Below are 21853 nucleotides of genomic sequence, written 5' to 3'. Positions count from 1 at the left end.
GGGATCGATCGTCGCGCGTCCATGGCCGGCGAGCCGCGACCTTGCGTCGATCGCAGCGGCAAGTGGCGAGCCGAAACGATGGTTCCTGGCCGCCGCCTGAAATCTCCGTGAACGCAGCCGCACGCTCGCGGCCGGCGGCCTATCCTGGACGGAACAGTTCGCCCCAGCGGCCTTCTTCCATCGGCGAGGAAGAAGCCACCGGCGGCGGTACCTGGTGTCAGAAGCTGCGCTTCTCGCGGATGTCGCCGTCGAACCCGACATGAAGAAGGCGTTCGCGGCTGTCCTGGCCCTTGGCCGCCATGTCGAGGTGGCGTGGACCGCGCCCGGTGACGCGGATGTCGGAATAGCCGGCGGCCTCGACCTTCGCGGTCAGCGCGGGTGCATCGATCTCGGGGCCGAGACCGACCTTGTCCTTCGCCCAGTCGAGGCCACCGGGCTTCGGGCCGCGTGCCGGACCGAGCACCACCGTCTTGCCATCGGCTCGTGTGAGGAGGGCGGCGTGGAGGAAGCCGTTCTCGAAACGACCCTGCACCGTGACTGCCTCACCCTTGGTGACGAGGGTGCCGCCCTCGCCCTGCTTGCCGGTCTCGACCAGGGCACGGCCGGAGCCGTCCTGCAGGATGAACTTGTTGCCGAAGATCTCCACCACCTCGCCCTTGGCCGCGATGGCGGCGGAAGGAGCGAGCTGTGAAACGGTGACCGGCGCGATGGGGGTGAGGGTCACGCCGGAATTCTGTGCCAGGGAGAGGCCGACGGCCCCGAAAGCGAGGGGAGCGGCGATGGCGCCGACGATCCAGCCGCGGCGCGAGCGGCGCGGGGCGGCGGGGCTCGGCATCTCGGTGGCGGTTCCGTCGATGGTCTTCTCGGTCGTCATGGTGTCGATGTCCTGGAAAAGCGGATCCCCTCTCGGGTTGACGCCGTTCTAGGCTCGCCCCTCCAACCCGATCTGAACCGCGCGGTTCAGCCCCGGTTAAAGCGCGGCGCGTAGGCGCCGGGGCTGCCCCTGCATCCCCAAGGATACGGATTCCGATGAAGCTCCTTCTGGTGGAGGACGATGCGGCGCTCGCCGCCGAGATCGCCAAAGCTCTCCGTGCCGAGAATTTCGCCCTCGACCACGCGGTCAACGGCGAGGACGGCCTGCATCTCGGCGAAACGGAGACCTACGACGCCGTGGTGCTCGATCTCGGCCTGCCCAAGCGCGACGGCGTCTCGGTGCTCCAGGCCTGGCGGGCCGCCGGGCGGACCGTGCCGGTGCTGATCCTCACCGCGCGGGACGGCTGGAGCGACAAGGTCGCGGGCTTCAAGGCGGGGGCGGACGACTATCTCGTGAAGCCGTTCCGGGTGGCGGAACTCGTCATCCGCCTGCGGGCCCTTGTGCGCCGCGCCTCGGCGCACGGGGCCAACCGGATCGTCTGCGGGCCTCTCACCTACGATGCCGGCCTCGGCACGTTCGAGCGGGATGGCCTGCCCCTGAAGCTGACCGGGCTCGAATGGCGGGTGCTCTCCTGCCTGATCCTGCGCAAGGACGGGGTCGTACCCCGCGGCCAGCTCATCGAGCGGGTCTATGACGGCGACGCGGAGGTGGATTCGAACTCGGTGGAGGTCATCATCACGCGCCTGCGCCGCAAGATCGCGCCGGCCCGGATCGAGGGCGTGCGCGGCCACGGCTACCAGCTCCTGCCGGGAGAAGCGGCGTGACCCCGCCACATCCTCCCCACGGGCCGCCTCATGCGCATCGCGGATCCCTGCAACGGCGCCTGATCCTCGCCGCCCTCGTCCTCGTCACCGTGGCCCTCATGGTGGCGGGAATCGCCATCGGCTTCATCCTGCACCGCTTCGTGCGGGGCCAGCTCGACAGCCGCCTCGACAGTCAGATCGTCGCCATCGCATCGAGCCTCGAGCGGGGCCGCGACGGCCGCCTCGCCCTCGGGCGCAACCTCGACGGCCCGCCCTTCGACCGCGACCGGTCGGGCTGGTCCTGGCAGGTCCGGCAGGGCGACGCGATCCTTCGCTCCGGCTCCCTGGAAGGCCGCGACCTCACCGTCCCCGAAGACGACCGCCCGGACGGCGGGGGCCGCCACCGCGACCGCCCCCGCCCGGCCGACGCCGTCGACCCGTGGGGCAACCCGGTGATCCTGCGCATCCTCGCCCTGCCGGATGAAGGAGCAGCCGGCCCGGCGACGATCGTCGCCTCAGCGCCCATGGCGGCCCTGCGCGGCCCCGTCCGGGAGGCGAGCCTTACCCTGGCGCTGATCCTCGCCGTGCTCGGCCTCTGCCTCCTCGCCGGCCTCGTCGCGCAGGTGCGCCTCGGCCTCCGACCGCTGGAACGCCTGCGCCGGGACCTCGCCGAGGTGCGCGCCGGCCAGCGCATACAGGTGCCGGAGACGCAGCCTGCCGAGATCCGCCCCCTGGTACGCGAAGTGAACGCGCTGCTCGGCGAAAACGCGGCGAATCTCGAACGGGCGCGCACCCATGTGGCCAACCTCGCCCACGGATTGAAGACGCCGCTCGCGACCCTGACCATGGCGCTTCGGGATGGGGAGCGCGACCCCGACGGCCGGCTGGCGACCCTCGTCTCCGGCATGGATGGGCAGATCCGCCATCATCTGCGCCGCGCCCGCACGGCGGCCCTCGGCGGGGCCACCCGCGAGAGGACGGCGCTGCAGGCGCCCATAGCCGATCTACGGGCCACCTTCGCGCGGCTCTACGCCGACAAGGGCATCGCCTTCGCCGTGGAGGTACCGGATGGCATGGCCGTGGCGTGCGACGGCCAAGATGTCGACGAAATGCTCGGCAACCTCATCGACAATGCCTGCCGCTGGTGCCGGGCGCGAGTTCGGATCGCCGCTTCTCTCTCCAAACGGGGCGTCACCGTCACCGTGGAGGATGACGGGCCGGGTCTCGACGCGGATGCGGCTGCCGGGGTCCTCGGGCGCGGCAAACGTCTGGACGAGACAGTACCCGGCCACGGGTTCGGCCTGTCGATTACTACGGAACTGGCAGAACTCTATGGCGGCTCGCTCCGCCTCGATCGCGGGACCTTCCATGGTCTTCGCGCCCGGCTCGACTTGCCGGCCTGACTCCATGTGTCGGTCTGAATGGCCTCCCGCGAAATGGCGGTTTCAACCGCACGGATTCTTTAGAGAGACGGCGCACCTTGAACGGGACGAAGCGGGCGGCATATCCCCTGCTGTGAAGGGTCGTCCCGCTCCGCATGCGCCTCGCCTTCGTCTCGGGATGGCACGATGGGGATACAGGGCGGAGGACAGGTGGCCCATTCGGGCTCGGGCGGGAGGTTCTGAATGTCTGAGATCCACCACGACGTCATCGTCATTGGCGCAGGCCTCGCCGGAACCACCGCGACCATCGCGCTCGCTAATGCCGGGTACGACACGGCGATCATCGACACCCACGCGGTCTATCCCCCCGATTTCCGGGCGGAGAAGCTCGGCGTGCCGCAGATGGACCTGTTCGAGAAGCTCGGCTTCGGCGAACTGGCGCGGGCCGTGACGACGCCGGTGGACGAAGTCTGCGTCACGCGCTTCGGCCATCTGGTCTCGCGCCATGCCGTGCGCGAATACGGCGTCCATTACACGCCCCTCATCAACGACCTGCGCGGCGCCCTGCCCGCCTCCTCGCCCCTGGTGATCGGGCGCGTGGCGGAGATCGAGACCGGCCCGGAACGGCAGACGGTCACCCTCGCCGATGGCAGCGTGCGCACCGCGCGGCTGATTCTGCTGGCCACCGGGCTCGGTGACGTGCTCCGGCGCAAGGTCGGCATCGGCAGGACCATGATCAGCGAGAAGCACTCCCTGTGCTTCGGCTTCGACATGGCGGCCCCGCCCTCGTCCTTCGGCTTCGAATCCCTCACCTATTACGGCGAGGGCGCAGACAATGCAGTGGCCTATGTCACGCTTTTTCCCATCGGCGCGACGATGCGGGCCAATCTCTTCGTCTATCGCGCGCTTTCCGATCCCTGGGTGAAGGAGTTCCGCAAATCGCCCGAGGCACTGATGAGGCAGGCCATGCCCGGCCTCGCCCGCCTCTGCCCGGACCTCACCGTCACGGGCCCCGTGGAGATGCGCCCCATCGATGTCGTCCAGGCGGCCGATGCGGAACGCGACGGGGTCGTGCTCCTGGGAGACGCCTTCCTGACCCCATGCCCGATCCCTGGGACCGGGATCGGCAAGGTGCTCACAGATGTCGACCGGCTCTGCTCCGAGCACCTGCCGCGCTGGTTCGCCACCCCGGGAATGGGCAAGGACAAGATCGCCGAATTCTACGCCGACCCGATCAAGCAGACCTCCGACCGGCAATGTCTCCAGGCGAGCCTCTATGCCCGCCAGATCACAATTGGCAGCGGCGCCGTATGGACCCTGCGGCGCCTGCGCAACCGCGTCGGCCGCTACGGCCTGCATGCCCTCCACCTGCTGCGCACGGCCTTCGCCAAGCCGCGCGGACCGGCGATCGGGCGCACCAAGACCGTCTGAGGCGGGCTATCGCCCCCTGCGCCAGCGGGGGGAGCGGGCCGAGCCGTCGATGAATTCGAAGGTCGAGGTGCGGTTGAGGGTGTGGAGACGCGTACCGGGAAAGAGCGGACCCGACCGCAGGATCGTCTCCACGGTCTGCGCGTAACCCTCGTCGTCGAGGCGGTCGATCCGCGCGAGCGCCAGGGCCTCGCCATAACCCAGGCGGCAATCCTGGACCGGGCGGATCAGGGCGCCGTCCCGCTCGACGATGCGTCCCGCCGGCCGCGCCGAGGCGATATCGATGAGGACCGGGTTGTGCGCGTGCGGCGTCCAGGGCCCACGGAAATCCGGGGCAGACCAGAGATGCAGGCTGTCGTGGTAGGAGCCGAGAACCGTCCCTCCGCCGACATCGGCGGCCTGATCGCGCACCGTCGCGAACATCCACCAGCGGCCGTCCCGCTCCAGCAGGGTCGGATCGCTGACGGTGATGCCGCTGATCAGCGTCGCTTCCTTGACCCATCCGCCGGGAAAGGCGTTCGCACGGTAGAGGTCGACCGTGCCGTTGGCGCAGCTCTCCGGGATCATCCAGAACGACCCCTCGCGCTCGAACACGAACGGGTAGGACAGGTGATGCGGCTCCTCCAGCACCGGGACCGGCGTTCCGACCGGGCCGTTCGCATCGAAGGCCACCGCCGAGATCAGCGCCTTGCCCGTCGCGTGCGGGAAATCCTCGACGAAGAGGATCGTGCGGCCCTCGTGCTCGATCCCGAAGGGATCGGCGTAGAAGCGCAGGCCGTCATCCGCCAGGTCGCGCCAGCCCGATGAAGGATGGGCGCGCAGATCGATGAGATCGGGGCCGGCCAACCTGCGCCAGCCGACGCGCCAGTGCGGGGCACGGTAGCAGAGGTAATAGAGACGCCGGACGACGAGCCGCGCCGCCATTTTCGCGGCGCGGGTGCCGATCGTCTTCACGGTCAGGGCGGGCGCCTCGGGCGACACCGGTACGCCGTCCCGGAGAAGCGGCCGGGCGCCCGACAGCGCGCCGACGATGAGCGTCATGCTGCGGATCAGCCCATCCTCGAACGCAGTGAGCATGGTGCCGCGATCCTCGGCGCCGAAGCGCCCGGAGGCGATGATCCTGCCATCCGTGGAGAGGGCCGCGACGGGAGAGCGGCCGGCGAGAAGCGCAGCGAGAAGCGCGCCCTCGCCCGCCACCCCGTCGAAGCCGAGGCGCCAGACCGGAAGGTCCGGGCCGCCCTCCGCATCGCCGCAGAGATCGAGGATGCAGGACGCAGCCGCCGTGGGTTCGGGATAAGCAGCCAATGCGCTCCCCGGAACGGGGGCGGACAGACCGCCGAGGGACAGCCGGTTCAGCAGGGCTTCGAGGCGGAACAGCAGCGCGGCATTGTCCGGCAGGCCCCCCGGCCCCGGCGAGCGGTCGACCTCCACCTCGAGTCCGGGAAGTGCTGCGAGCCGTTGCAAAAGGCAGAGATGCCAGCGGCGGGGGGCGCGTCCATCCAGCCTCAGTCGCAGGCGCATCGTCGATCCCCAGACAGTCGAAAGCCGAGGCCGATGGCCGCGGGCCGGTGGGATCGGTCCGACCCTGGACGTTTCCTCATTCTGCCAGGTTACGGCATCACGATTGAGAAACCCTTCACCGCCGTGGGCGCGAAGGGGCAATGGGCGGGGATGTTAAGGCTTCACTAACCATATATTGGAGGGAACGGGCGAAGATCGGTGAAATCCCCAGGTGTTGGTGAATCGTCAGTAAAATCAGATCATGCCTATATCTGAAGGACGGGCTGTATCCCGGTCACGGCCCGAGCATCCGATGGCACAGATGGACAGACACATCGCGGCGGCGGATTGGATCGGTCGATCGAGCATCGACCGGCCACCCCCGTCCGAGCCCGACAAGAGCGCCGAGATCGGGGATCTCTGGCGCATCCTATACGTGCGCCGGGCTTGGGTGCTCGGAACCGCCGCTCTGCTCACCTTCATCGCGGTGGCCTACGGCTTCCTCGCGCCGCCGCTCTATGCGGCCACCGCCCAGATCCTGATCGACCCGCGCGACAAGCAGATCGTCACCAACGACGTCAATCCGGTGGCGATGGCGCCGGATGGCGGCGTCATCCAGGTCGAGAGCCAGGCGCGCGTGATCGAATCCGATTCGGTCCTGACCCGGGCGGCCCGCGAGGCCGGATTGCTCGATGACCCGGATTTCGGCGGCGTCGGCAGCGGCTTCATCAGCTGGACCCTGCGCACCCTCCAGGGCGAAGGCTCCGCCCCGAGCACCGATGCCGCCGCAGAGGCCCGGGCCGTCCGCGCCCTGCGGCGCAAGCTCTCGGTGAAGCGCGCCGACAAGGTCTTCGTGGTGGATGTCGTCGTCACCGCCGGCAACCCGGACAAAGCCGCCCGGATCGTCAACGCCATCGCCAGCGCCTACCTCAAGGATCAGACCTCCTCCCGTGCGGATGCGGCCGCGCGGGCCTCGGCCGAATTGGGCTCGCGCCTCGACGACCTGCGCAAGCGCGTGAACGTCGCCGAGAACAAGGTCGAGAAGTTCAAGGCCGAGAACGGGTTGATCACGGCGAGCGGCCAGCTCATCAGCGAACAGCAATTGGCCGAGAGCAACAACCGCATCGTCGCCGCCCGCGCCCGCACGGCGGAGGCGCGCACCCGGCTGCAGCAGATCAAGGATGCGCGCGGTACCGCGTTCGGACCGGACACAGCCCCGGAAGCGATCCAGTCCGCGGTGATCGAGCGGCTGCGCAGCCAATATGCGGAGCTCGCGAGCAAGGAAGCGGATCTTCGCACCCAGCTCGGCAACCGTCACCCCTTCATCGAGTCGGTGCGGACCCAGATGCAGGACGTCAAGCGCCTGACCGAGACGGAGCTGACCCGCATCGCCCGCTCGGCCGAGACGGATTACCAGCGCGCCGTCGCCAACGAGAAAGCGCTGACCTCGAATCTCGACGAGTTGAAGCGGGGCTCCATCGTCACCGGCGAAGCCTCCGTGCGCCTGCGTGAGCTCGAACGCGAGGTGGATACCAGCCGGGCCGTCTACGGCAACTTCCTCAGCCGTTCGCGCGAGATCCAGGAACAGACCGGCATCGACACCACCAATGCCCGCGTCATCAGCTGGGCCCGTCCGCCCGCCGAGCGGAGCTGGCCCCTGCGCCTCCTCCTGTTCGTCGGCGGGCTCGTCAGCGGCCTCGGCCTAGGGGCCGGCCTCGCCTTCGTGCGCGAGTATCTCGACCCCACCGTCCTCTCCCGGCGCCAGATGGAACGGCTCTCGCACACGTCCGTGGTCGCCACCTATCCGGAGTTCAAGGCGGGAAGCGAGCGTCCGGCCAGCGTCGCCGCGAGCCTCACCCTCGACCGGCTGTCCAGCGTGCGCGGCCAGATCCACCCGCCGGGCCAGGCGTTGAGCGTGCTCGTCACCTCGGCGGCCTCCGATGCGGCGGACCGGCGCTCGACACTTCACCTGCTCGCGGCCGTGGCGACCGCGCGCGGCGAGCGGGTTCTCCTCGTGGATGCGGATCTCGAAGCGACGCCGGAGCAGAAGGCCTACGGCCCCGGCCTCATCGAGGTCCTGCGTGGCGAGGCCGGGATGGCGGCAGCGGCCAAGTCGGATCCCGAGAGTGGTGCCGCGCGGATCGGCATCGGCGATACCGCCAGGGCCTCGCGCGAGGCTCTGAGCCGGGCCAATATCGAGCAGTTCCTCGCGGCTGCCAAATCGAGCTTCGACCTCATTCTCATCGATGGCGGCGTGCTCACCGGAAATCTGCGTATCGGGCCCCTGGCCTCGGCCAGCGACCGGTTGCTGATCGTGGCGAAGAACGGCGCCACGCGTCAGCGCGACCTCCTCGACATCCTCGACGTCTCGGAAGTGCTGGGCCGTCCGGTCTCGGGCAGCCTCTTCGTCGACCGCTACGCTGCGGCGGCGTGACGGGCTGAGCATGAGGAGCGCGGTCCATTACCCGGCTCGACCGCGGAGGGAGACCGGAGCGGTGTCGCGCAGCCCGATGCCGTTCGGCCTGATCGCCCTCACCGTGCTGATCCTCGGCGTATCGGGCGGCATGCTGTGGAATGTCGGCATCAATTACGACGGGCTCACGGGTGCGGCCCCTCAGAAGATCCACCCCTCGACCTATCTGGTCCTCGTCCTGTTCGGTTGGGCCGCGCTGAAGTCGGGCAACCCGGCGAGCTACCTCGTCTATGCCGTGCAGGTTCGGCCGGCGGGGATGCTGCTCGCCGTCTGCAGCATTGGGCTTTTCCTGCACATCGTCCTGCGTAGCGGGCCCGGCATGGCGGGAGCGCTGGACACATTCCTGCTCCCCGGCCTCTTCGCCGTGCTGTTGGCCGATCGCGACGCGCTGACCTGGAGACGCCTCGAACTGACGGTGCATGCGGTGATGCTCGTCAACGCCCTGCTCGGACTCACCGAATTCGCGACGAAGACCCTGTTCTTTCCCTATCGGTTGGACGGTCAGGTCTTCGCCACGGATACGCGCTCGGCAGCACTTCAGGGGCACCCCCTCGGCAACGCCACCCTCACGGCCTGCTACGTCCTCGCCCTCATCGGGGGAGGCGGACGCATGACGGTTCCGCAACGCCTCGCGATGATCGGGCTGCAACTCGCCGCCCTCGTCGCCTTCGGCGGGCGCTCGGCCATGGTGGTCACGCTGATCTTCGGCGGCGGCTATGGTCTCTTCGCCCTGCACAAGGTGCTGAGCGCGGGCCGGATTCCGCTCCTGGCGGCAGCGGCGGGGATCTTCCTGTTCACCCTCGTGCCCCTCGGCATCGGCGGCCTCGCGGCCGGCGGGTTCTTCGACGCGCTGCTCAGCCGGTTCATGGCGGATGGCGGAAGCGCCAATGCCCGCGTGGAGATGTTCGACCTCGTCGCCAGCATTCCGTTTCGCGAATTGCTGGTCGGGCCGGATATGAGTCTCGTGGATTCGCTACGGCGCGTGAGCGGGCTCGAATGGGGCATCGAGAACCCCATCGTCCGAACCCTCGTCTACCAGGGCATCTTCATGACGGTCCTGCTCACTGCGGCAGTGACGCTCTACATGATGGAACTGGTTCGGCATTGCCGCACCGGCACGTTCCTGCCCGTGATCGCCTTCGTCATCCTGGTGAACACGTTCGAGGGAATCGGCGGCAAGACCACGCTCCTGGCCAAATTCGCCATCCTCCTCCTCGGCCTGTTCCACGCGGTCAGCGATCGTCCGCCGGAACGCGCAGACCGAGGGCGGTGACGATGGCCGGATCGAAGCGCTTGCTGGCATCGTCCATCAGCCCCATCCCGTCGAACAGGTTCCAGAAGGCCCAGGGGAAGCCCTCGGCTTCGGCCGCCTCCCGCACGTCGCGGACGTAGCGCGCCCGGTCGTCCGCTTGAGCGGCGACGTAGCGCGCATCGCTGCGCAGGGCGCCGAATTCACCGAGGACGATGACCCCCGGCGCGATGCCGTGGCGGCGGGCCCATTCCCCCACCATGGCGAGGTGGCGGGCGAGGTATCGTTTGTCCGGCTGGGCGGCGAAGTACTCGCCGAGCTTGGCCTCGGACAGGACGTAGGCGTCGCGCTTCGCCTCCGCCGACAGACCGGCATCACCGGCCATCCGGTTCCGCACGGCGGTGAGCGTCGCCTCGAGACTGCCTGCGGAGGCAGGCCAGGGTACCGCGTTGAGCGCGCGGTAGACCGGCTCCCGCATCCAGGGCGCCCCCTGATGGCTGAACAGGTAGGGCTCGTAATAATGGAAGGTGAACAGGAGCGGCGCGAAGCGAGCCAGCGGCGCGGGGTCGAGGGCGGTGAGCCCGGTGATCATGCTGCCACAGGCGCCGCAGGCCACGAGGGTCAGGCGCGGGGCGACCCGGCGGGCCTCGCCGAGGAGATCGTCCTGGATCGTCAGCCACGATGCCGCGCCGCAATCCTGCGGCGGCTCGTTGACGGGCTCCAGCGCCAGCCGCTCCGGGGCGATCCGCTCCATCATGCGGGCGAGGTCGGAAACGAAGCGGCGATAGGCGGGAAAGAGCGGCGCGCCGGGATCACCGTAGAAATTCTGAGGGTTCCAGTGATGGGTCGCACCGTTGGCCTGGACATTGACCAGGACCGCGAGATCCGCGCGCAACGCCGCTTCCACCGCGGCCCTGAGCTCGGCCATGAGGCGCTCGCGCTCCTCCGGCGCGGCTGCAGCGAAGGGGCCGGGATCGACGGGCAGGCGCAGGAAATCGAACCCGGCGGCGCGCAGACGGGCGAGGTCGCGGCTCGTCGGGACGGGCCGGCCTTCCTGGAACGGCGGTCTTCCGTAATCCGTGCGGGGGGCCGGAAATTCCCGCGTCAGGGAGAACCAGGGCCAGGTGTTGACGCCGCGCCTCAGGCGGAGCGGCGGCGGCGGGGCGGCGGCGGCCGGGACCTGTGTCGCCGTCCATGCCGCGGCCGCGAGGATCGCCCTGCGTGTGGGCGCTGGCCTCACGAAGCGCGATCTCGGCTCTGGCCTCCCACCGCCATCGGCCTAGGGGCCGGAGGGAGATGGGCGGACGAGGTGCCGGCGTGCTTCGACTCCTGGCCCGCCGGTGCGGCGAAGCCTCCGAGCGCCATGGCCTCTTCCTCGTACTGCTTCAGGATCTCCGACCATTCGAAGCGGTCGGCGGCACGGGCGAGCGAGGCGACACCCGCCCTTCTCGCCGCGCCGTCGTCCGCGATCAGGGTTTCGATGTGCCGCTCGCAGGCATCCGCATCGGCGAAGTAGAACTGCTCCTCGCCGGCTGTCCCCCGGTTGAACGGATTGTCATGGGCGATCACCGCATTGCCGGCCCACAGAGCCTCCACCAGGGACGGGTTGGTACCGCCCACCGTATGCCCGTGCAGATAGGCCCGCGCATGGAAGCGCAGGGATCTGATCGTCTCGGATTCGTAGATGGCGCCGGGAAAGAGGACCTCGTCGCTGGCCGCCTCCCTCACCGCGCGGTGATAGGGATTGCTGTCGGAGAGCGTGCCGAGGACCACGAGCCGCATGCCCCGCACCTTGCGCGAGAAGGCATCGACCATGGTGAGGATGTTGTTGTCGGGCTCGATCCGGGCGATCGAGGTCATGTACCGCCCCGGCTTCAGGCCCATGGCCTCGATGGGCCCGGTCGGCGCCGCCGAGATCGGATCGCCGCCATACGGAATGGTGGCGATGGCGGATCGCGGACGGCGCGTGGCCACATGGTCGGCGATGGCGGGGTGGTCCGCCACGAGGCGGTGCGAAGCCCAGGCGGCGATCCATTCATTGGTCCAGAACCAGGCGCGCACCGCCATGGACCATTTCGGCCGTTTCCACTCGATGCCGTCCATATTGGTGATGATCTTCGCGCCGGAGAGGCGCAGATACGGCAGGAAGACCGCCCCGTTATAGCCGAGGACGAGGCTGACGCCGCCCCGCCTGGCGGCGTCGCGCACGCAGTGCCAGTCGAAATCCAGGGTCGCCCGCGGGCCGCTGGTGGAGACGGCCACATGGATGAGCTCGACGCCTTGCCAGGTGGTCGTGCGGAAACGCTCCGTCACCGCCTCGACCTCGTCCTGGCAATAGACCGCCACGTGCCAGCCACGCTTCACGAGAAAGAGCGCGAGCTTCTCGGCGAAGGTTTCAAAGCCGCCATGGGATGCGGGAATGCCACGCGTCCCCAGGATCAGCAGCGAGGGCTTGTGCGACGGCATCCGAGTCTCCTTTAGCCCCCAACGGTCCCGAGACGGGACATGAGAATCATCTCCAGGCAACCATGCGCCATGATTACACTGGGCGAGGTTCTTGCTCGGTAACGATTGAAAACATCGTGGCATGTCATCTTGGGGCAGTTGAGGTTGGGATTGAGGTCGAGTCGGCATGCGCATCACCTGCGTCCACCAGGGATACGAGCTCTATGGGTCCGACCGCAGCTTCGTTGAGAGCGTGCGGATCATCCGCGCGGCCTATCCGGCTGCCGTCATCGACGTCGTCCTGCCCCGCACCGGCCCCATCGTGGGTGCCCTCGAAGGCGTTGCCTCGCGGATCGTCTTCGAGCCGCTCTGGATTCTCCGGCGCCGCGACCTGCCGCGCCTCGCCACCCTCGGCCTGCTGACGCTTCCTGTAGCGATGCTGCGCGCCTGGCGGCGGCTGCGCGCGAGCAACCTCGTCTATATCAACACCTCGGTGGTGGCGGATTATCTCCTCGCCGCCCGGCTCTGCCCGGGTCGTGCCATCGTGCATGTCCACGAGATCCCGCAGGGCGCCACGCTGAAGCTGCTGCGCGGGCTGATCCGCTGGAGCGGGGCCGACATCGTGTTCAACTCCCGCGCCACCGCGAAGGCCTTCTCGCTGACCTCCAAGGTCGCCATGCGGGTGGTCTATAACGGTATCGCGGGGCCCGAGACGCCACCGGCCTCCACCTATGACGGCTCGCGTCCCCTGCGCCTGCTGATGCTGGGCCGGATCAGCCGCATCAAGGGCCAGGAAATCCTGGTCGAGGCGATCAACTCGCTTCCGCCGGAAGTGCGCGGGCGGATCGAGGTCCGCATCGTCGGCAGCGCCTTCGAGGATACGGCTCGCGAAGAGGCGCTTGCCCGCCAGATCGCCGATGCGGGTCTCGGCTCGATCATCCGCCTCTCCCCCTTCGTCGACGATCCATCCGATCTCTATCGCTGGGCGGACGTGGTGACGGTGCCGTCGCGCCTGCCGGAATCCCTCGGCCGCGTGGCGATCGAGGCCATGGCCTATGGCCGCCCGCCCGTCGTATCCCGCATCGGCGGGCTGACGGAAGTGGTCGAGGAAGGGTCGAGCGGCTGGGTCGTCACGCCCGACGATGCGCCGAGCCTCGCTTCGGCCCTGAAGCGCATCGTCACCGATCCGGCTTCCTGGCAGGAATTCCCCGCGGCCGCCCGTGCCCGCTACGCGGCCCTGTTCGGCGAGGAAGCCGCCGCGGAAGGGCTGGTGGCGATGATCCGTGCCCGCATCGGCGGTCGCGCGGGCGCCGATGCCAACACCGTCGCGGCGAGCTGAATCGTCATGCACGGTCTGAACCGCCTCGCGCGCCGCTTCATCCTCATGCTGGGGGGCGAAGTCACCCAGAGCGCCTTCCATTTCGGGATCAATATCGTCCTCGCGCGAAGCCTGAGCCCGCACGATTACGGGCGCTTCGCCATTCTCTTTCTCGTGGGTGGACTGGCGCTCACCTACATCCGGTCGCTGGCCGGCGTGCCGGCCACCATCACCATTCCGCCGCGCGCCGGACGACGCGCGGCGCGCGGTTTCGATGTGACCTTCGGTACGGTGGCGGTCATCCTGTCCGCGGCGATCGGGGCCGGGGTCTGCGCGACACTGATGGCCACTTCGGACATCAACGCCCTCGCGGGGAGCCTCTTCGTCGGCCTCTGGTCGCTGCGCAGCTATCTTCGCCTCGCGCTCTTCGCCAAGCACCGGCCGGCGATCTCGGGGCTGGGAGACGTGGTCTTCGCCCTCTCGGGCACCGCCTTTACCGTGGCGATGATCCATTTCCAGGGCGCGCCCGGCCTCGACGAGACCCTGTTCGCCCTGGCCTGCGCCAACGGCCTCGGCATCGTCGCATCGCTCGCGCTGCTGCGGGAACCGATCCGGCTCAGCCTCGGCCGCTCGGTGCGCCGCCGCTACGGGGCGATGATCCCGACCCTGTCGTGGTCGCTGGTCAACGTCACCACCGCCAACGTCCAGGGCCAGGGGCAGAGCCTTCTCGTGGCCGCCATCGCGGGGCCGGCCGCCTATGCGCCGATGGCCGCCACCTTCGTGCTGTTCTCACCCCTGCGGCTCTCGGCATCCGCCCTCATCAACATGGTCCAGCCCGAGGTGGCGGGCCATCTCGCCCGAGGCGACTTCCCCCTCGCGCGCCGCTTCGCCTTCATCTGTTCCGGCCTGCTGGGGCTCGGCTGCATCGCCTACGGCGTGATCATCCTCTGGGCGCTCGAACTCATCGAGCACAAGCTGTTTGCCGGCCAGTTCACGGCGGCGCCGATGACGCTGATCGCGGTGGCAGCCTGGGCCATCGTCACGGTCTCCCTCATTCACGCGCCGATGAGGGTGCTGATGGAGACGATGCAGGAGTTCCGTCCCCTGGCGGTCATCGCGGGCGTGAGCGTGGGAATCGGCGCCGTCGCCGTCATCGGCCTGCTCCTGATCGCCCAACCGGCTTGGTCGCTCTTCGGCGTCCTGGGTTCGGAAGTCGTGGTCCTGGCGGGCTGCCTGTGGATGCTGAAGCCCTGGAGCTCAGCCCGTCACCCGATGCAGCCCGGCCTCGGCGGCGATCTCGAAGCGAGGCCCGGGCGATGACCCTCGACTCTCTCGGCGAGGCCCCTCGCGCCGTCCATCGCGGCATGTCCGCCGCCCAGGCGGAAGCGTTCCGCCATACCACGATAGCCAGGACATCCCAGTCATGAGCGTGATCCCGGAACGTCCCGCACCGACGCTCCCCGTCTCCGCCCGCCGCTACAGCGCCCGCCTGCATACGACGATGGCGACGGTCGCCAGTCTCTGGAGCCGGTTCGAGACCGACGGGACCGCCACGGCCTATCAGCGTCTCGATTGGGCGACGGCGGTGGCGGAGCGTCTGAGCACCGAATCCAAGGCCGAGCCGATCATTGTCGAGGTGGTCGACGCCGGCGGACGTCCGGTCATGCTGGTCCCCCTGGCGCGCCTGCGCCGGCGCGGCCACCACGCGATTACCTGGCTCGATCTCGGGGTCTGCGACTACGCGGCGCCGATCCTCGCCCCCGATATCGATCTCTCGTCGGCAGAGATGGAACAGGCCTGGGCGGTGATCCGGGACGTGCTTCCCCGGACCGACCTGATCCAGATCAGCCGGATCCCCGACGATGTGAATGGCCGGCCGAACCCGTTCGCATCCCTGCCCGGCAACCGCCGGATGGACATGCAGGCCTCGGGCGTCGCCATCGAGGGCGATGCCGAGACGCTGCTGTCGCGCCTGTGTCGTCCCAGCACCCTGAAGGACATGGCCAAGCTGCGCCGCCGGCTGGAGCGTGCTGGCGCCGTCACCTTCGTGGAGGCGCGAAGCGCCGGCGAGGTCGACCGGATCTTCGATGCGCTGGTCGAGCAGCGCCGCTCGCGTTTCGCCGAGATCGGCCGGTTCAACCTTCTCTCCCGGCCCGATGTCGAAGCCTTCTACCGCGAAGGCGCGCATCGAGGCCTGACCGGCGGACCGGTCCGCCTGTTCGGATTGGCGGTCGACGGAGAATGGATCGCCTGCGCCTACGGCCTCGTCCATGGCGGAACCTTCCATGGCATCCTCCTGACCATGGCGGGCGAGGCCTGGCGCAACACGTCGCCGGGCCTCCACATCGTCGCGGAAACCCTGCGCTGGGCCCGCGCCGAGGGACTCGGCTATTTCGATTTCACGGTCGGCGTGATGCCCTACAAGTCGGATTTCGGGGTTCAGACCCGGGATCTGAGCGAGCTCTTCGAGGTCGTGACCCTGCGCGGCCATCTGGTGAGGCGCCTGATCGCGGGAACCGAAGCCTCGAAGATCTGGCTGCGCGGCCATCCGGAATGGTTTGCCCGCGCGCAGAAGGCGCGCCGGTGGCTCCGGCGCAAAGTCGCCTGAGGGGACCGGCCGGAAGCCGGCCGTCGGCGACGAGGGGTAAAGCCAGGCCTATCGCTTCGAGCGATTAGCCTGCTGCCCTCGTCCGTACCGGTTGGCCTGCCCGCCCGATGATGTTAGGGGAACACGTGGTGAGTCTCCGTAGCTCAGCTGGACAGAGCACAGGTTTCCTAAACTTCAATTGGGCGCCGCGATGGGAAACCGCGCGGCGGATCCGCTCAAATTCGGGGAACGCCCAAGGCTAGCACGCGTGCTGGCCCGGCCGATCCCGAGCCAAGCCCCGGACCCATCCGGGGAAGGTGTAGAGACTAGACGGGCGGCGCCTAAAGATCGCGACGGGTCAATCCCCACCGGTCCATGGCGAAGGGATAGTCCAGACCACGAACGCTCCTGCACGGAGCGGCGGCGGAAGCCGAAGTGGGATGAAACCTGGGGTCGCAGGTTCGAGACCTGCCGGGGACGCCACCTCTCCATTCTCGACGTATCGTCCATATCCTGGACAAGGTGACGGCTCGGAATAGCACACCGCGCCGTGCTTTTTCGGGTTGGGTTGAACCTGCGAACGTGGAAGAAACAGTAGCTGCGAGCGCCCTGAGCGACGACGATCTGCCCAAGTGCACGGCTCGCGACAGGATTCATGAGACTGCACGGGATCCGACATGGCTGGACAAAAGACCGATGCACGCGATGTCCATGTCGGCCTGCGCATTTCCGAGCAGAGGAAGAAATCGGCCCTGACCCAGAAGCGCGTCGCCCAGAGCTTCGGCATGTCGGCAGCGCAGCTTCAAAAATACGAGAAGGGTATCAATCGCATCAGCGCGATCCATCTCGAGATTCTCAGCCGGATGACCGGTATGCCGATCGAATATTTCTTCGATGGCATGGAGCGCAGCGACGATGTTCCGGCTCAGGGGTTGAGCGAGGCACCGCAGCGGGCTTTCGTGAGGCAGGAGGGTCCGCAGGCCCAATGGGTCGGCCTCGTCGATGTCGTCGCCAAGCACGTGACGGAGCATTTCTCCGACGCCAGCCGCCGGGAATTCGCTGCCGCGATCCACGCCCTCGACGAGAAACTGAACGGTTGATCTAAAGTATGTTTTGTTCGTTTTAGCGGATACGTTCGGTTTGTCGTCTTGACCGGTCGAAGTGGGAGTGCCAGAAGCTCTCCGTTCCGAATACCGGGTCTAACGCTGCCGAGGCGAACCCGAAACCGGGGGGCCCAGATGCCGCGTTCCAACTACCTGTTCACCAGCGAGTCGGTCTCCGAAGGCCATCCGGACAAGGTCTGTGACCGGATCTCGGACACCATCGTCGATGCCTATCTGGCGGCGATGCCAGAAGCCCGCCTCGGGGTCGAGACCCTTGCCACCACCAACCGCATCGTCATCGCGGGCGAGGTGCGCGGACCGGATTCCGTGACCTTCGAGCACTTGGAGCACCTCACCCGTGAAGCGGTGAAGGACATCGGCTACGAGCAGTCGGGCTTCCACTGGAAGAACAACGACATCGCGATCCACCTGCACGCCCAGTCCGCCGATATCGCGCAGGGCGTGGATTCGTCCGGCAACAAGGACGAGGGCGCCGGCGACCAGGGCATCATGTTCGGCTACGCCTCGGACGAGACGCCCGAGCTGATGCCGGCGCCGATCTACTACGCCCACAAGATCCTCAAGGACCTAGCCGACGCCCGCAAGGCGAAGCAGGGTGACGCGGCCAAGCTCGGCCCCGATGCCAAGAGCCAGGTGACGGTGCGCTACGAGAACGGCCGCCCGGTCGGGATCACGCAGATCGTACTCTCCACCCAGCATCTCGACGAAACCCTCGATTCCGCCGACGTGCGCGACATCGTCGAGCCTTACATCCTGGCGGCCCTGCCCCAGGGCTGGGTCGGCGAAGAGACCGTCTGGCACGTCAATCCCACCGGAAAGTTCGTCATCGGCGGTCCCGACGGGGATGCGGGCCTCACCGGCCGCAAGATCATCGTCGACACCTATGGCGGCGCGGCACCGCACGGCGGCGGCGCATTCTCGGGCAAGGATCCGACGAAGGTCGACCGTTCGGCGGCCTACGCCGCGCGCTACCTCGCCAAGAACGTGGTGGCCGCCGGTCTCGCCACTCGCGCCACGATCCAGCTCGCCTACGCCATCGGCGTCGCCAAGCCCCTCTCGATCTACGTGGACCTGCACGGAACCGGGACGGTGGACGAGGCCAAGCTCGAGACCGTGCTGATGGACGCTCTCGACCTCTCGCCCCGCGGCATCCGCATCGCACTCGGCCTCAACAAGCCGATCTACGCCCGCACCTCCGCCTACGGCCATTTCGGCCGCAAGCCCGAGGATGACGGCGGCTTCTCGTGGGAGCGCACCGACCTCGCCGACAAGCTCAAGTCGGCCCTGTCCTGACCCGTGACGTACGGGCGGGATGATCTCCCGCCCGACGAGGGCGGGGCCGGAAGCGAGGGCGCGGACCGCGCCTTCTACGGCCGGCGCAAAGGCAAGCGCCTGCGTGCCGGACAAGAGCAGCGGCTGGCCGAACTGCTGCCGCGCCTGCGCGTGGCGTTGCCGAAAGCAGGCGCGAGGCTCGATCTGCCCGCACTCTTTCCAAATCCGGTCGACGAGGTCTGGCTGGAAATCGGGTTCGGCGGCGGCGAGCATCTCGCCGCCCAGGCCACGCTTTACCCGCAGGTCGGCATCATCGGCGCGGAGCCTTTCGTCAACGGCGTCGTCAAGCTCCTGCGGGCCGTGGATGATGGCGAACTCGGCAACGTCCGGATCTGGGACGAGGATGCCACTCGGCTCCTCGCCGCCATTCCCGATGCGAGCCTCGCCCGCGTCTACCTGCTCTATCCCGATCCCTGGCCCAAGCGCCGCCAGCGCAAGCGGCGGTTCGTCTCGGACGAGACGCTCGCCGAGATCGCCCGGGTCCTGAAGCCCGGTGGCGTCTTCCGCTTCGCCAGCGACATCGACGATTATGCCGGCTGGACCCTGGTCCGCGCCGCGCGTTGCGACGCTCTCAGCTGGACCGCCGAAGCCGCCACCGACTGGAAACGCCCCTTCGCGGAATGGCCCGGCACCCGCTACGAAGCCAAGGCAATCGCGGCGGGCCGGGGCCCGACCTACCTGGAATTTCGTCGCGTCGGCTGATCGGTCGGGAGCGATGCGGCCGCGCCGAGCTCGGGCGCGATCGAAATCCGGCCACCAGTGACGGGTGCGCTCCGGCACAGCTTTTTCGTCGTAAGCCCTTGCGGCGCAGAGCGTTGCGTCTTCAGATACCGTGGCAACGAGCATCCGGGGCTACCGGAGCGAGTCTTGTGCCCCATACGAGTCCAGGGGCGCCGCCGAGTGAGGGTGCGGAGTGGGCAGCGGATCTGATCGAGGATCGCCAGTGCTTGGGGATGCGCGCTCCCCGGCCGACCCATATCGGCGCGGCTTCGAGGAGGCCGGGATCGGCCTGGTGATCGTCGATCACTCCACGAATCGCATCTACGATGCCAACCGGTTTCTGACGAACCTCCTGGGATACGAGACCGGAGCCCTGGTAGGCCGGCCCGTCAGTGTGTTCGGAGACGATTCCGGCCTGCTCTCCACCGGCATCCGGCGCTGGACCACCGCGAGCGGCACCCCCCTCGACGTCCGCATCCGGCCATCCTCAGCCACGAACGAGGGCGTCTTCCGCACCTTCGTGGTGGAACGGGTCGATGCCGACGATATCGTGCGCTCAAAGGAGAACCGCGCCGCCCTTACCGCCGCCGGGCTCGGAGAATGGCGGATCGATCTGGCCGACGGGCTCCTCAGGGTGTCGCGGCGCGCGGCCCATATCCTCGGCTTCCCGCCCGGCACGTCGCTGACCTGGCCGCAGGTCGCCGAGCTGATGGACGCGCCCGAAGTGGAAAGAGTGAAGACCACCGTCCGCGCCGCGATGAGCGACGGCACTCCCTTCGCCATCGAAGCCCGCCTGCGTCGGGCGGGCGACGACGTCGAGATCCGGATCAGCGCCAGGGGGCAGGCGATCGGTACCGTGGGCGGCCGGTCCGGAATCGTCGTCGGCGTACTGCAGGATGTGACGACGCGGGTGGAGGCGCGCGACGCCCTCCGCGAGAGCGAGGAGCGCCTGCGTATCGCCACGTCGCTGGCCGAACTCGGCATTTTCGAATGGCACATGCTGGACGACCAAGCCGTCTGGGAGAACGAGCGCATGTTCGCGATCTTCGGGCGACACCCCGAAGAGGGAGCTCTGGGCAAGCGCGAATTCCTCAGCACCGTCCTCCATCCTGATGACCGGCCCGCATTCCGCCAGGCGATCTCGACGGCTTTGCGCGAGGATTCCACGCTACAGGCCAGCGGCCGAATCCAGCGCGCGCATGACGGTGCGTGGCGCATCATCGACATGGCCGGGCGCTTCGAGAGCGATGCCCCCCATCGCCTTCCCCGCCGCCTCATCGGCGTCGTCGCCGACGTCACCGAACGTAGGATCGCCGAGGAGCGGCAGGCGCTACTGATCCGTGAATTGCACCACCGGGTGAAGAACACGCTGGCGACCGTCCAGGCCATCGTCGGCTCGACCGCCCGCACCGCGTCGAGCATCGAGAGCTTCTACGAGGCTTTCGTGGGGCGGATCATGTCGCTGGCCCATACCCATTCGGTCCTCACCGAGGATACCTGGCAGACCGCGTCTCTGCGCAACCTTCTCGAGAACGAGCTCAGGCCCTATGGCGACGGTGCGTCGGACGGGCCGGGTACCAAGCGCATCGCACTCGACGGGCCGCCGGTGGACCTCGCCTCCGAGATCGCGGTCCCGATCGGCATGGCGATCCACGAGCTGACCACCAACGCGGCGAAACACGGCGCGCTCTCGACGCAGGAGGGACGGGTCGCCATCACCTGGAGCGTCATGGAGGATGCAGGCGGCAAGACGCTGCATCTCGAATGGTCGGAATCCGATGGGCCGCCGGTGCGACCGCCGACCCGCCAGGGTTTCGGCTCACGCCTGCTGCAGCGCGTGCTCACGGCCCAGGTCCGCGCCGACATCGCTGCGAGCTATCCGCCCGAAGGGTTTCGCCTGACCATGACGGCGCCGCTGCCCGCCCGGACCGAGGGGCTGAACCCCTTGGCCTGACCGGCTGTCACGCCGCTCCGCGGGCAGCCCCGTCTTCGCCGCCCGCCTCGACGAAGGCCTTCAGTTCATCCAGGGAGTCGAAGGTGAACTGGCCACGCGGCGTATCCGCCTCGATAGAGCCGTTGGAATACATCACGTAAGTGTTGCCGCCCGACGCATAGGTGCCCACGACGGTCAGGCCGGCCTTGGCGGGGCCGGCGGCCGGTTCGACCTCCTCGGGTGAAGCACGCTCCGCAACGGGCTCCGGCTCGTCGACCACCGACGACCGCAGCCCGAGCGGCTCGTCCCGATCGGCGTCGCGCGGCGGCGAAGGCGGCACCACGACGGCGGCGGGCGCTTCCACGACCGGGGGCGCGGGCTCCGGCGCGGGGATGACCGTATCAACCATCGCCATCGGCTTCACCGCCCGAGGCGGCTTGTTCGGCTTGATCCGCCGCGCCGGCACGGCATCGGCTTCCATCTCGGGCCCTCCCGTGCGGACCTGGTCCTTCCGCGCTTCCTCGACGGAAGGAGGTGGCGGTTCGGGCAGGAGATCCGGCAGGAGCGGCGAAGCCGGGTCGCTGCCGAGGGGCGAAGCCTCGTCGGTGAAATGAGGTGGCGATGCGAGCCTCGGCTCGGACAGCCCCAGCGCGCTGGGGCGCTGCCGCCCGGACGGTGCCGGCTC

Annotated in this window: 17 protein-coding genes; 12 read left to right on the top strand and 5 right to left on the bottom strand. The window is 68.5% G+C overall.

Annotated elements, in window-relative coordinates:
• Positions 1-217: 217 nt before the first annotated feature.
• Positions 218-874 carry a DNA-binding protein gene (locus IPV08_RS18530; RefSeq protein ID WP_207412980.1) on the bottom strand — a complete coding sequence of 219 codons (657 nt, stop codon included), beginning with the start codon at positions 872-874 and terminating at the stop codon, positions 218-220.
• 155 nt (positions 875-1029) lie between these two features.
• On the opposite strand from IPV08_RS18530, the gene IPV08_RS18525 reads away from it, so the two are divergent.
• From IPV08_RS18525 to IPV08_RS18515, 3 genes are all read left to right on the top strand, one after another.
• Positions 1030-1698, top strand: a complete 669-nt coding sequence (locus IPV08_RS18525) for a response regulator transcription factor (RefSeq protein ID WP_207412979.1) — start codon at positions 1030-1032, stop codon at positions 1696-1698.
• Positions 1695-3080, top strand: coding sequence for an ATP-binding protein (locus IPV08_RS18520; protein WP_207412978.1), 1386 nt, complete (start codon positions 1695-1697; stop codon positions 3078-3080). The genes IPV08_RS18525 and IPV08_RS18520 overlap by 4 nt, the downstream gene beginning before the upstream one ends.
• Positions 3081-3302: 222 nt before the next feature.
• Complete coding sequence (locus IPV08_RS18515) at positions 3303-4490, top strand: NAD(P)/FAD-dependent oxidoreductase (RefSeq protein ID WP_207412977.1); 1188 nt, start codon at positions 3303-3305, stop codon at positions 4488-4490.
• Positions 4491-4496: 6 nt separating this feature from the next.
• Here the strand turns inward: IPV08_RS18515 and IPV08_RS18510 are convergent, their stop codons facing one another.
• A complete protein-coding gene (locus tag IPV08_RS18510) occupies positions 4497-6008 on the bottom strand; it encodes a formyl transferase (RefSeq protein ID WP_207412976.1) in 1512 nt (503 codons plus the stop codon).
• 301 nt (positions 6009-6309) lie between these two features.
• Here IPV08_RS18510 and IPV08_RS18505 point away from each other — a divergent pair, with 301 nt between their 5' ends.
• Both IPV08_RS18505 and IPV08_RS18500 read left to right on the top strand, forming a co-directional pair.
• Positions 6310-8421 carry an exopolysaccharide transport family protein gene (locus IPV08_RS18505; protein WP_246748031.1) on the top strand — a complete coding sequence of 704 codons (2112 nt, stop codon included), beginning with the start codon at positions 6310-6312 and terminating at the stop codon, positions 8419-8421.
• A gap of 61 nt (positions 8422-8482) precedes the next feature.
• On the top strand, positions 8483-9733 hold the full coding sequence (locus tag IPV08_RS18500) for a VpsF family polysaccharide biosynthesis protein (protein WP_348646158.1): 1251 nt from the start codon (positions 8483-8485) through the stop codon (positions 9731-9733).
• Here the strand turns inward: IPV08_RS18500 and IPV08_RS18495 are convergent.
• Positions 9693-10949 carry a cellulase family glycosylhydrolase gene (locus tag IPV08_RS18495; protein ID WP_348646157.1) on the bottom strand — a complete coding sequence of 419 codons (1257 nt, stop codon included), beginning with the start codon at positions 10947-10949 and terminating at the stop codon, positions 9693-9695. The genes IPV08_RS18500 and IPV08_RS18495 overlap by 41 nt on opposite strands.
• Positions 10946-12175, bottom strand: a complete 1230-nt coding sequence (locus IPV08_RS18490) for a DUF1972 domain-containing protein (protein ID WP_207412974.1) — start codon at positions 12173-12175, stop codon at positions 10946-10948. Before IPV08_RS18490 ends, IPV08_RS18495 begins: the two co-directional genes overlap by 4 nt.
• 166 nt (positions 12176-12341) lie before the next feature.
• Here IPV08_RS18490 and IPV08_RS18485 point away from each other — a divergent pair, with 166 nt between their 5' ends.
• The 7 genes from IPV08_RS18485 (at position 12342) to IPV08_RS18455 (ending at position 21189) form a co-directional block, all read left to right on the top strand.
• Positions 12342-13493, top strand: a complete 1152-nt coding sequence (locus IPV08_RS18485; RefSeq protein WP_207412973.1) for a glycosyltransferase — start codon at positions 12342-12344, stop codon at positions 13491-13493.
• Positions 13494-13499: 6 nt separating this feature from the next.
• Positions 13500-14792: a hypothetical protein gene (locus IPV08_RS18480; RefSeq protein ID WP_207412972.1), complete on the top strand. Its 1293-nt coding sequence runs from the start codon at positions 13500-13502 to the stop codon at positions 14790-14792.
• A gap of 103 nt (positions 14793-14895) precedes the next feature.
• A complete protein-coding gene (locus IPV08_RS18475) occupies positions 14896-16080 on the top strand; it encodes a GNAT family N-acetyltransferase (protein ID WP_207412971.1) in 1185 nt (394 codons plus the stop codon).
• A 656-nt stretch (positions 16081-16736) separates the two neighbouring features.
• Positions 16737-17159, top strand: a complete 423-nt coding sequence (locus IPV08_RS18470) for a helix-turn-helix transcriptional regulator (protein WP_056454015.1) — start codon at positions 16737-16739, stop codon at positions 17157-17159.
• Positions 17160-17297: 138 nt separating this feature from the next.
• Entirely contained in the window at positions 17298-18476 is a 1179-nt protein-coding gene (metK, locus tag IPV08_RS18465; RefSeq protein ID WP_207412970.1) for a methionine adenosyltransferase, read from the top strand.
• A 3-nt stretch (positions 18477-18479) separates the two neighbouring features.
• Positions 18480-19217, top strand: a complete 738-nt coding sequence (locus IPV08_RS18460) for a tRNA (guanosine(46)-N7)-methyltransferase TrmB (protein ID WP_207412969.1) — start codon at positions 18480-18482, stop codon at positions 19215-19217.
• A 310-nt stretch (positions 19218-19527) separates the two neighbouring features.
• On the top strand, positions 19528-21189 hold the full coding sequence (locus IPV08_RS18455; RefSeq protein WP_348646160.1) for an HWE histidine kinase domain-containing protein: 1662 nt from the start codon (positions 19528-19530) through the stop codon (positions 21187-21189).
• A 7-nt stretch (positions 21190-21196) separates the two neighbouring features.
• Here IPV08_RS18455 and IPV08_RS18450 read toward each other — a convergent pair.
• A partial coding sequence (locus IPV08_RS18450; protein ID WP_207412967.1) for a hypothetical protein occupies positions 21197-21853 on the bottom strand: 657 nt, incomplete at its 5' end.

It is taken from the genome of Methylobacterium sp. SD274, from assembly GCF_017355285.1.
GTDB lineage: Bacteria > Pseudomonadota > Alphaproteobacteria > Rhizobiales > Beijerinckiaceae > Methylobacterium.
Note: the sequence above shows the minus strand (reverse complement) of the source record. Positions and strands in the feature narration are given on the sequence as shown.

What these genes read in the sequence shown, in the direction of transcription:
- IPV08_RS18530 (WP_207412980.1), bottom strand. Translation starts at nt 874, where the DNA reads ATGACGACCGAGAAGACCATCGACGGAACCGCCACCGAGATGCCGAGC.
- IPV08_RS18525 (WP_207412979.1), top strand. Translation starts at nt 1,030, where the DNA reads ATGAAGCTCCTTCTGGTGGAGGACGATGCGGCGCTCGCCGCCGAGATC.
- IPV08_RS18515 (WP_207412977.1), top strand. Translation starts at nt 3,303, where the DNA reads ATGTCTGAGATCCACCACGACGTCATCGTCATTGGCGCAGGCCTCGCC.
- IPV08_RS18510 (WP_207412976.1), bottom strand. Translation starts at nt 6,008, where the DNA reads ATGCGCCTGCGACTGAGGCTGGATGGACGCGCCCCCCGCCGCTGGCAT.
- IPV08_RS18505 (WP_246748031.1), top strand. Translation starts at nt 6,310, where the DNA reads ATGGACAGACACATCGCGGCGGCGGATTGGATCGGTCGATCGAGCATC.
- IPV08_RS18490 (WP_207412974.1), bottom strand. Translation starts at nt 12,175, where the DNA reads ATGCCGTCGCACAAGCCCTCGCTGCTGATCCTGGGGACGCGTGGCATT.
- IPV08_RS18485 (WP_207412973.1), top strand. Translation starts at nt 12,342, where the DNA reads ATGCGCATCACCTGCGTCCACCAGGGATACGAGCTCTATGGGTCCGAC.
- IPV08_RS18480 (WP_207412972.1), top strand. Translation starts at nt 13,500, where the DNA reads ATGCACGGTCTGAACCGCCTCGCGCGCCGCTTCATCCTCATGCTGGGG.
- IPV08_RS18475 (WP_207412971.1), top strand. Translation starts at nt 14,896, where the DNA reads ATGAGCGTGATCCCGGAACGTCCCGCACCGACGCTCCCCGTCTCCGCC.
- IPV08_RS18470 (WP_056454015.1), top strand. Translation starts at nt 16,737, where the DNA reads ATGGCTGGACAAAAGACCGATGCACGCGATGTCCATGTCGGCCTGCGC.
- metK (WP_207412970.1), top strand. Translation starts at nt 17,298, where the DNA reads ATGCCGCGTTCCAACTACCTGTTCACCAGCGAGTCGGTCTCCGAAGGC.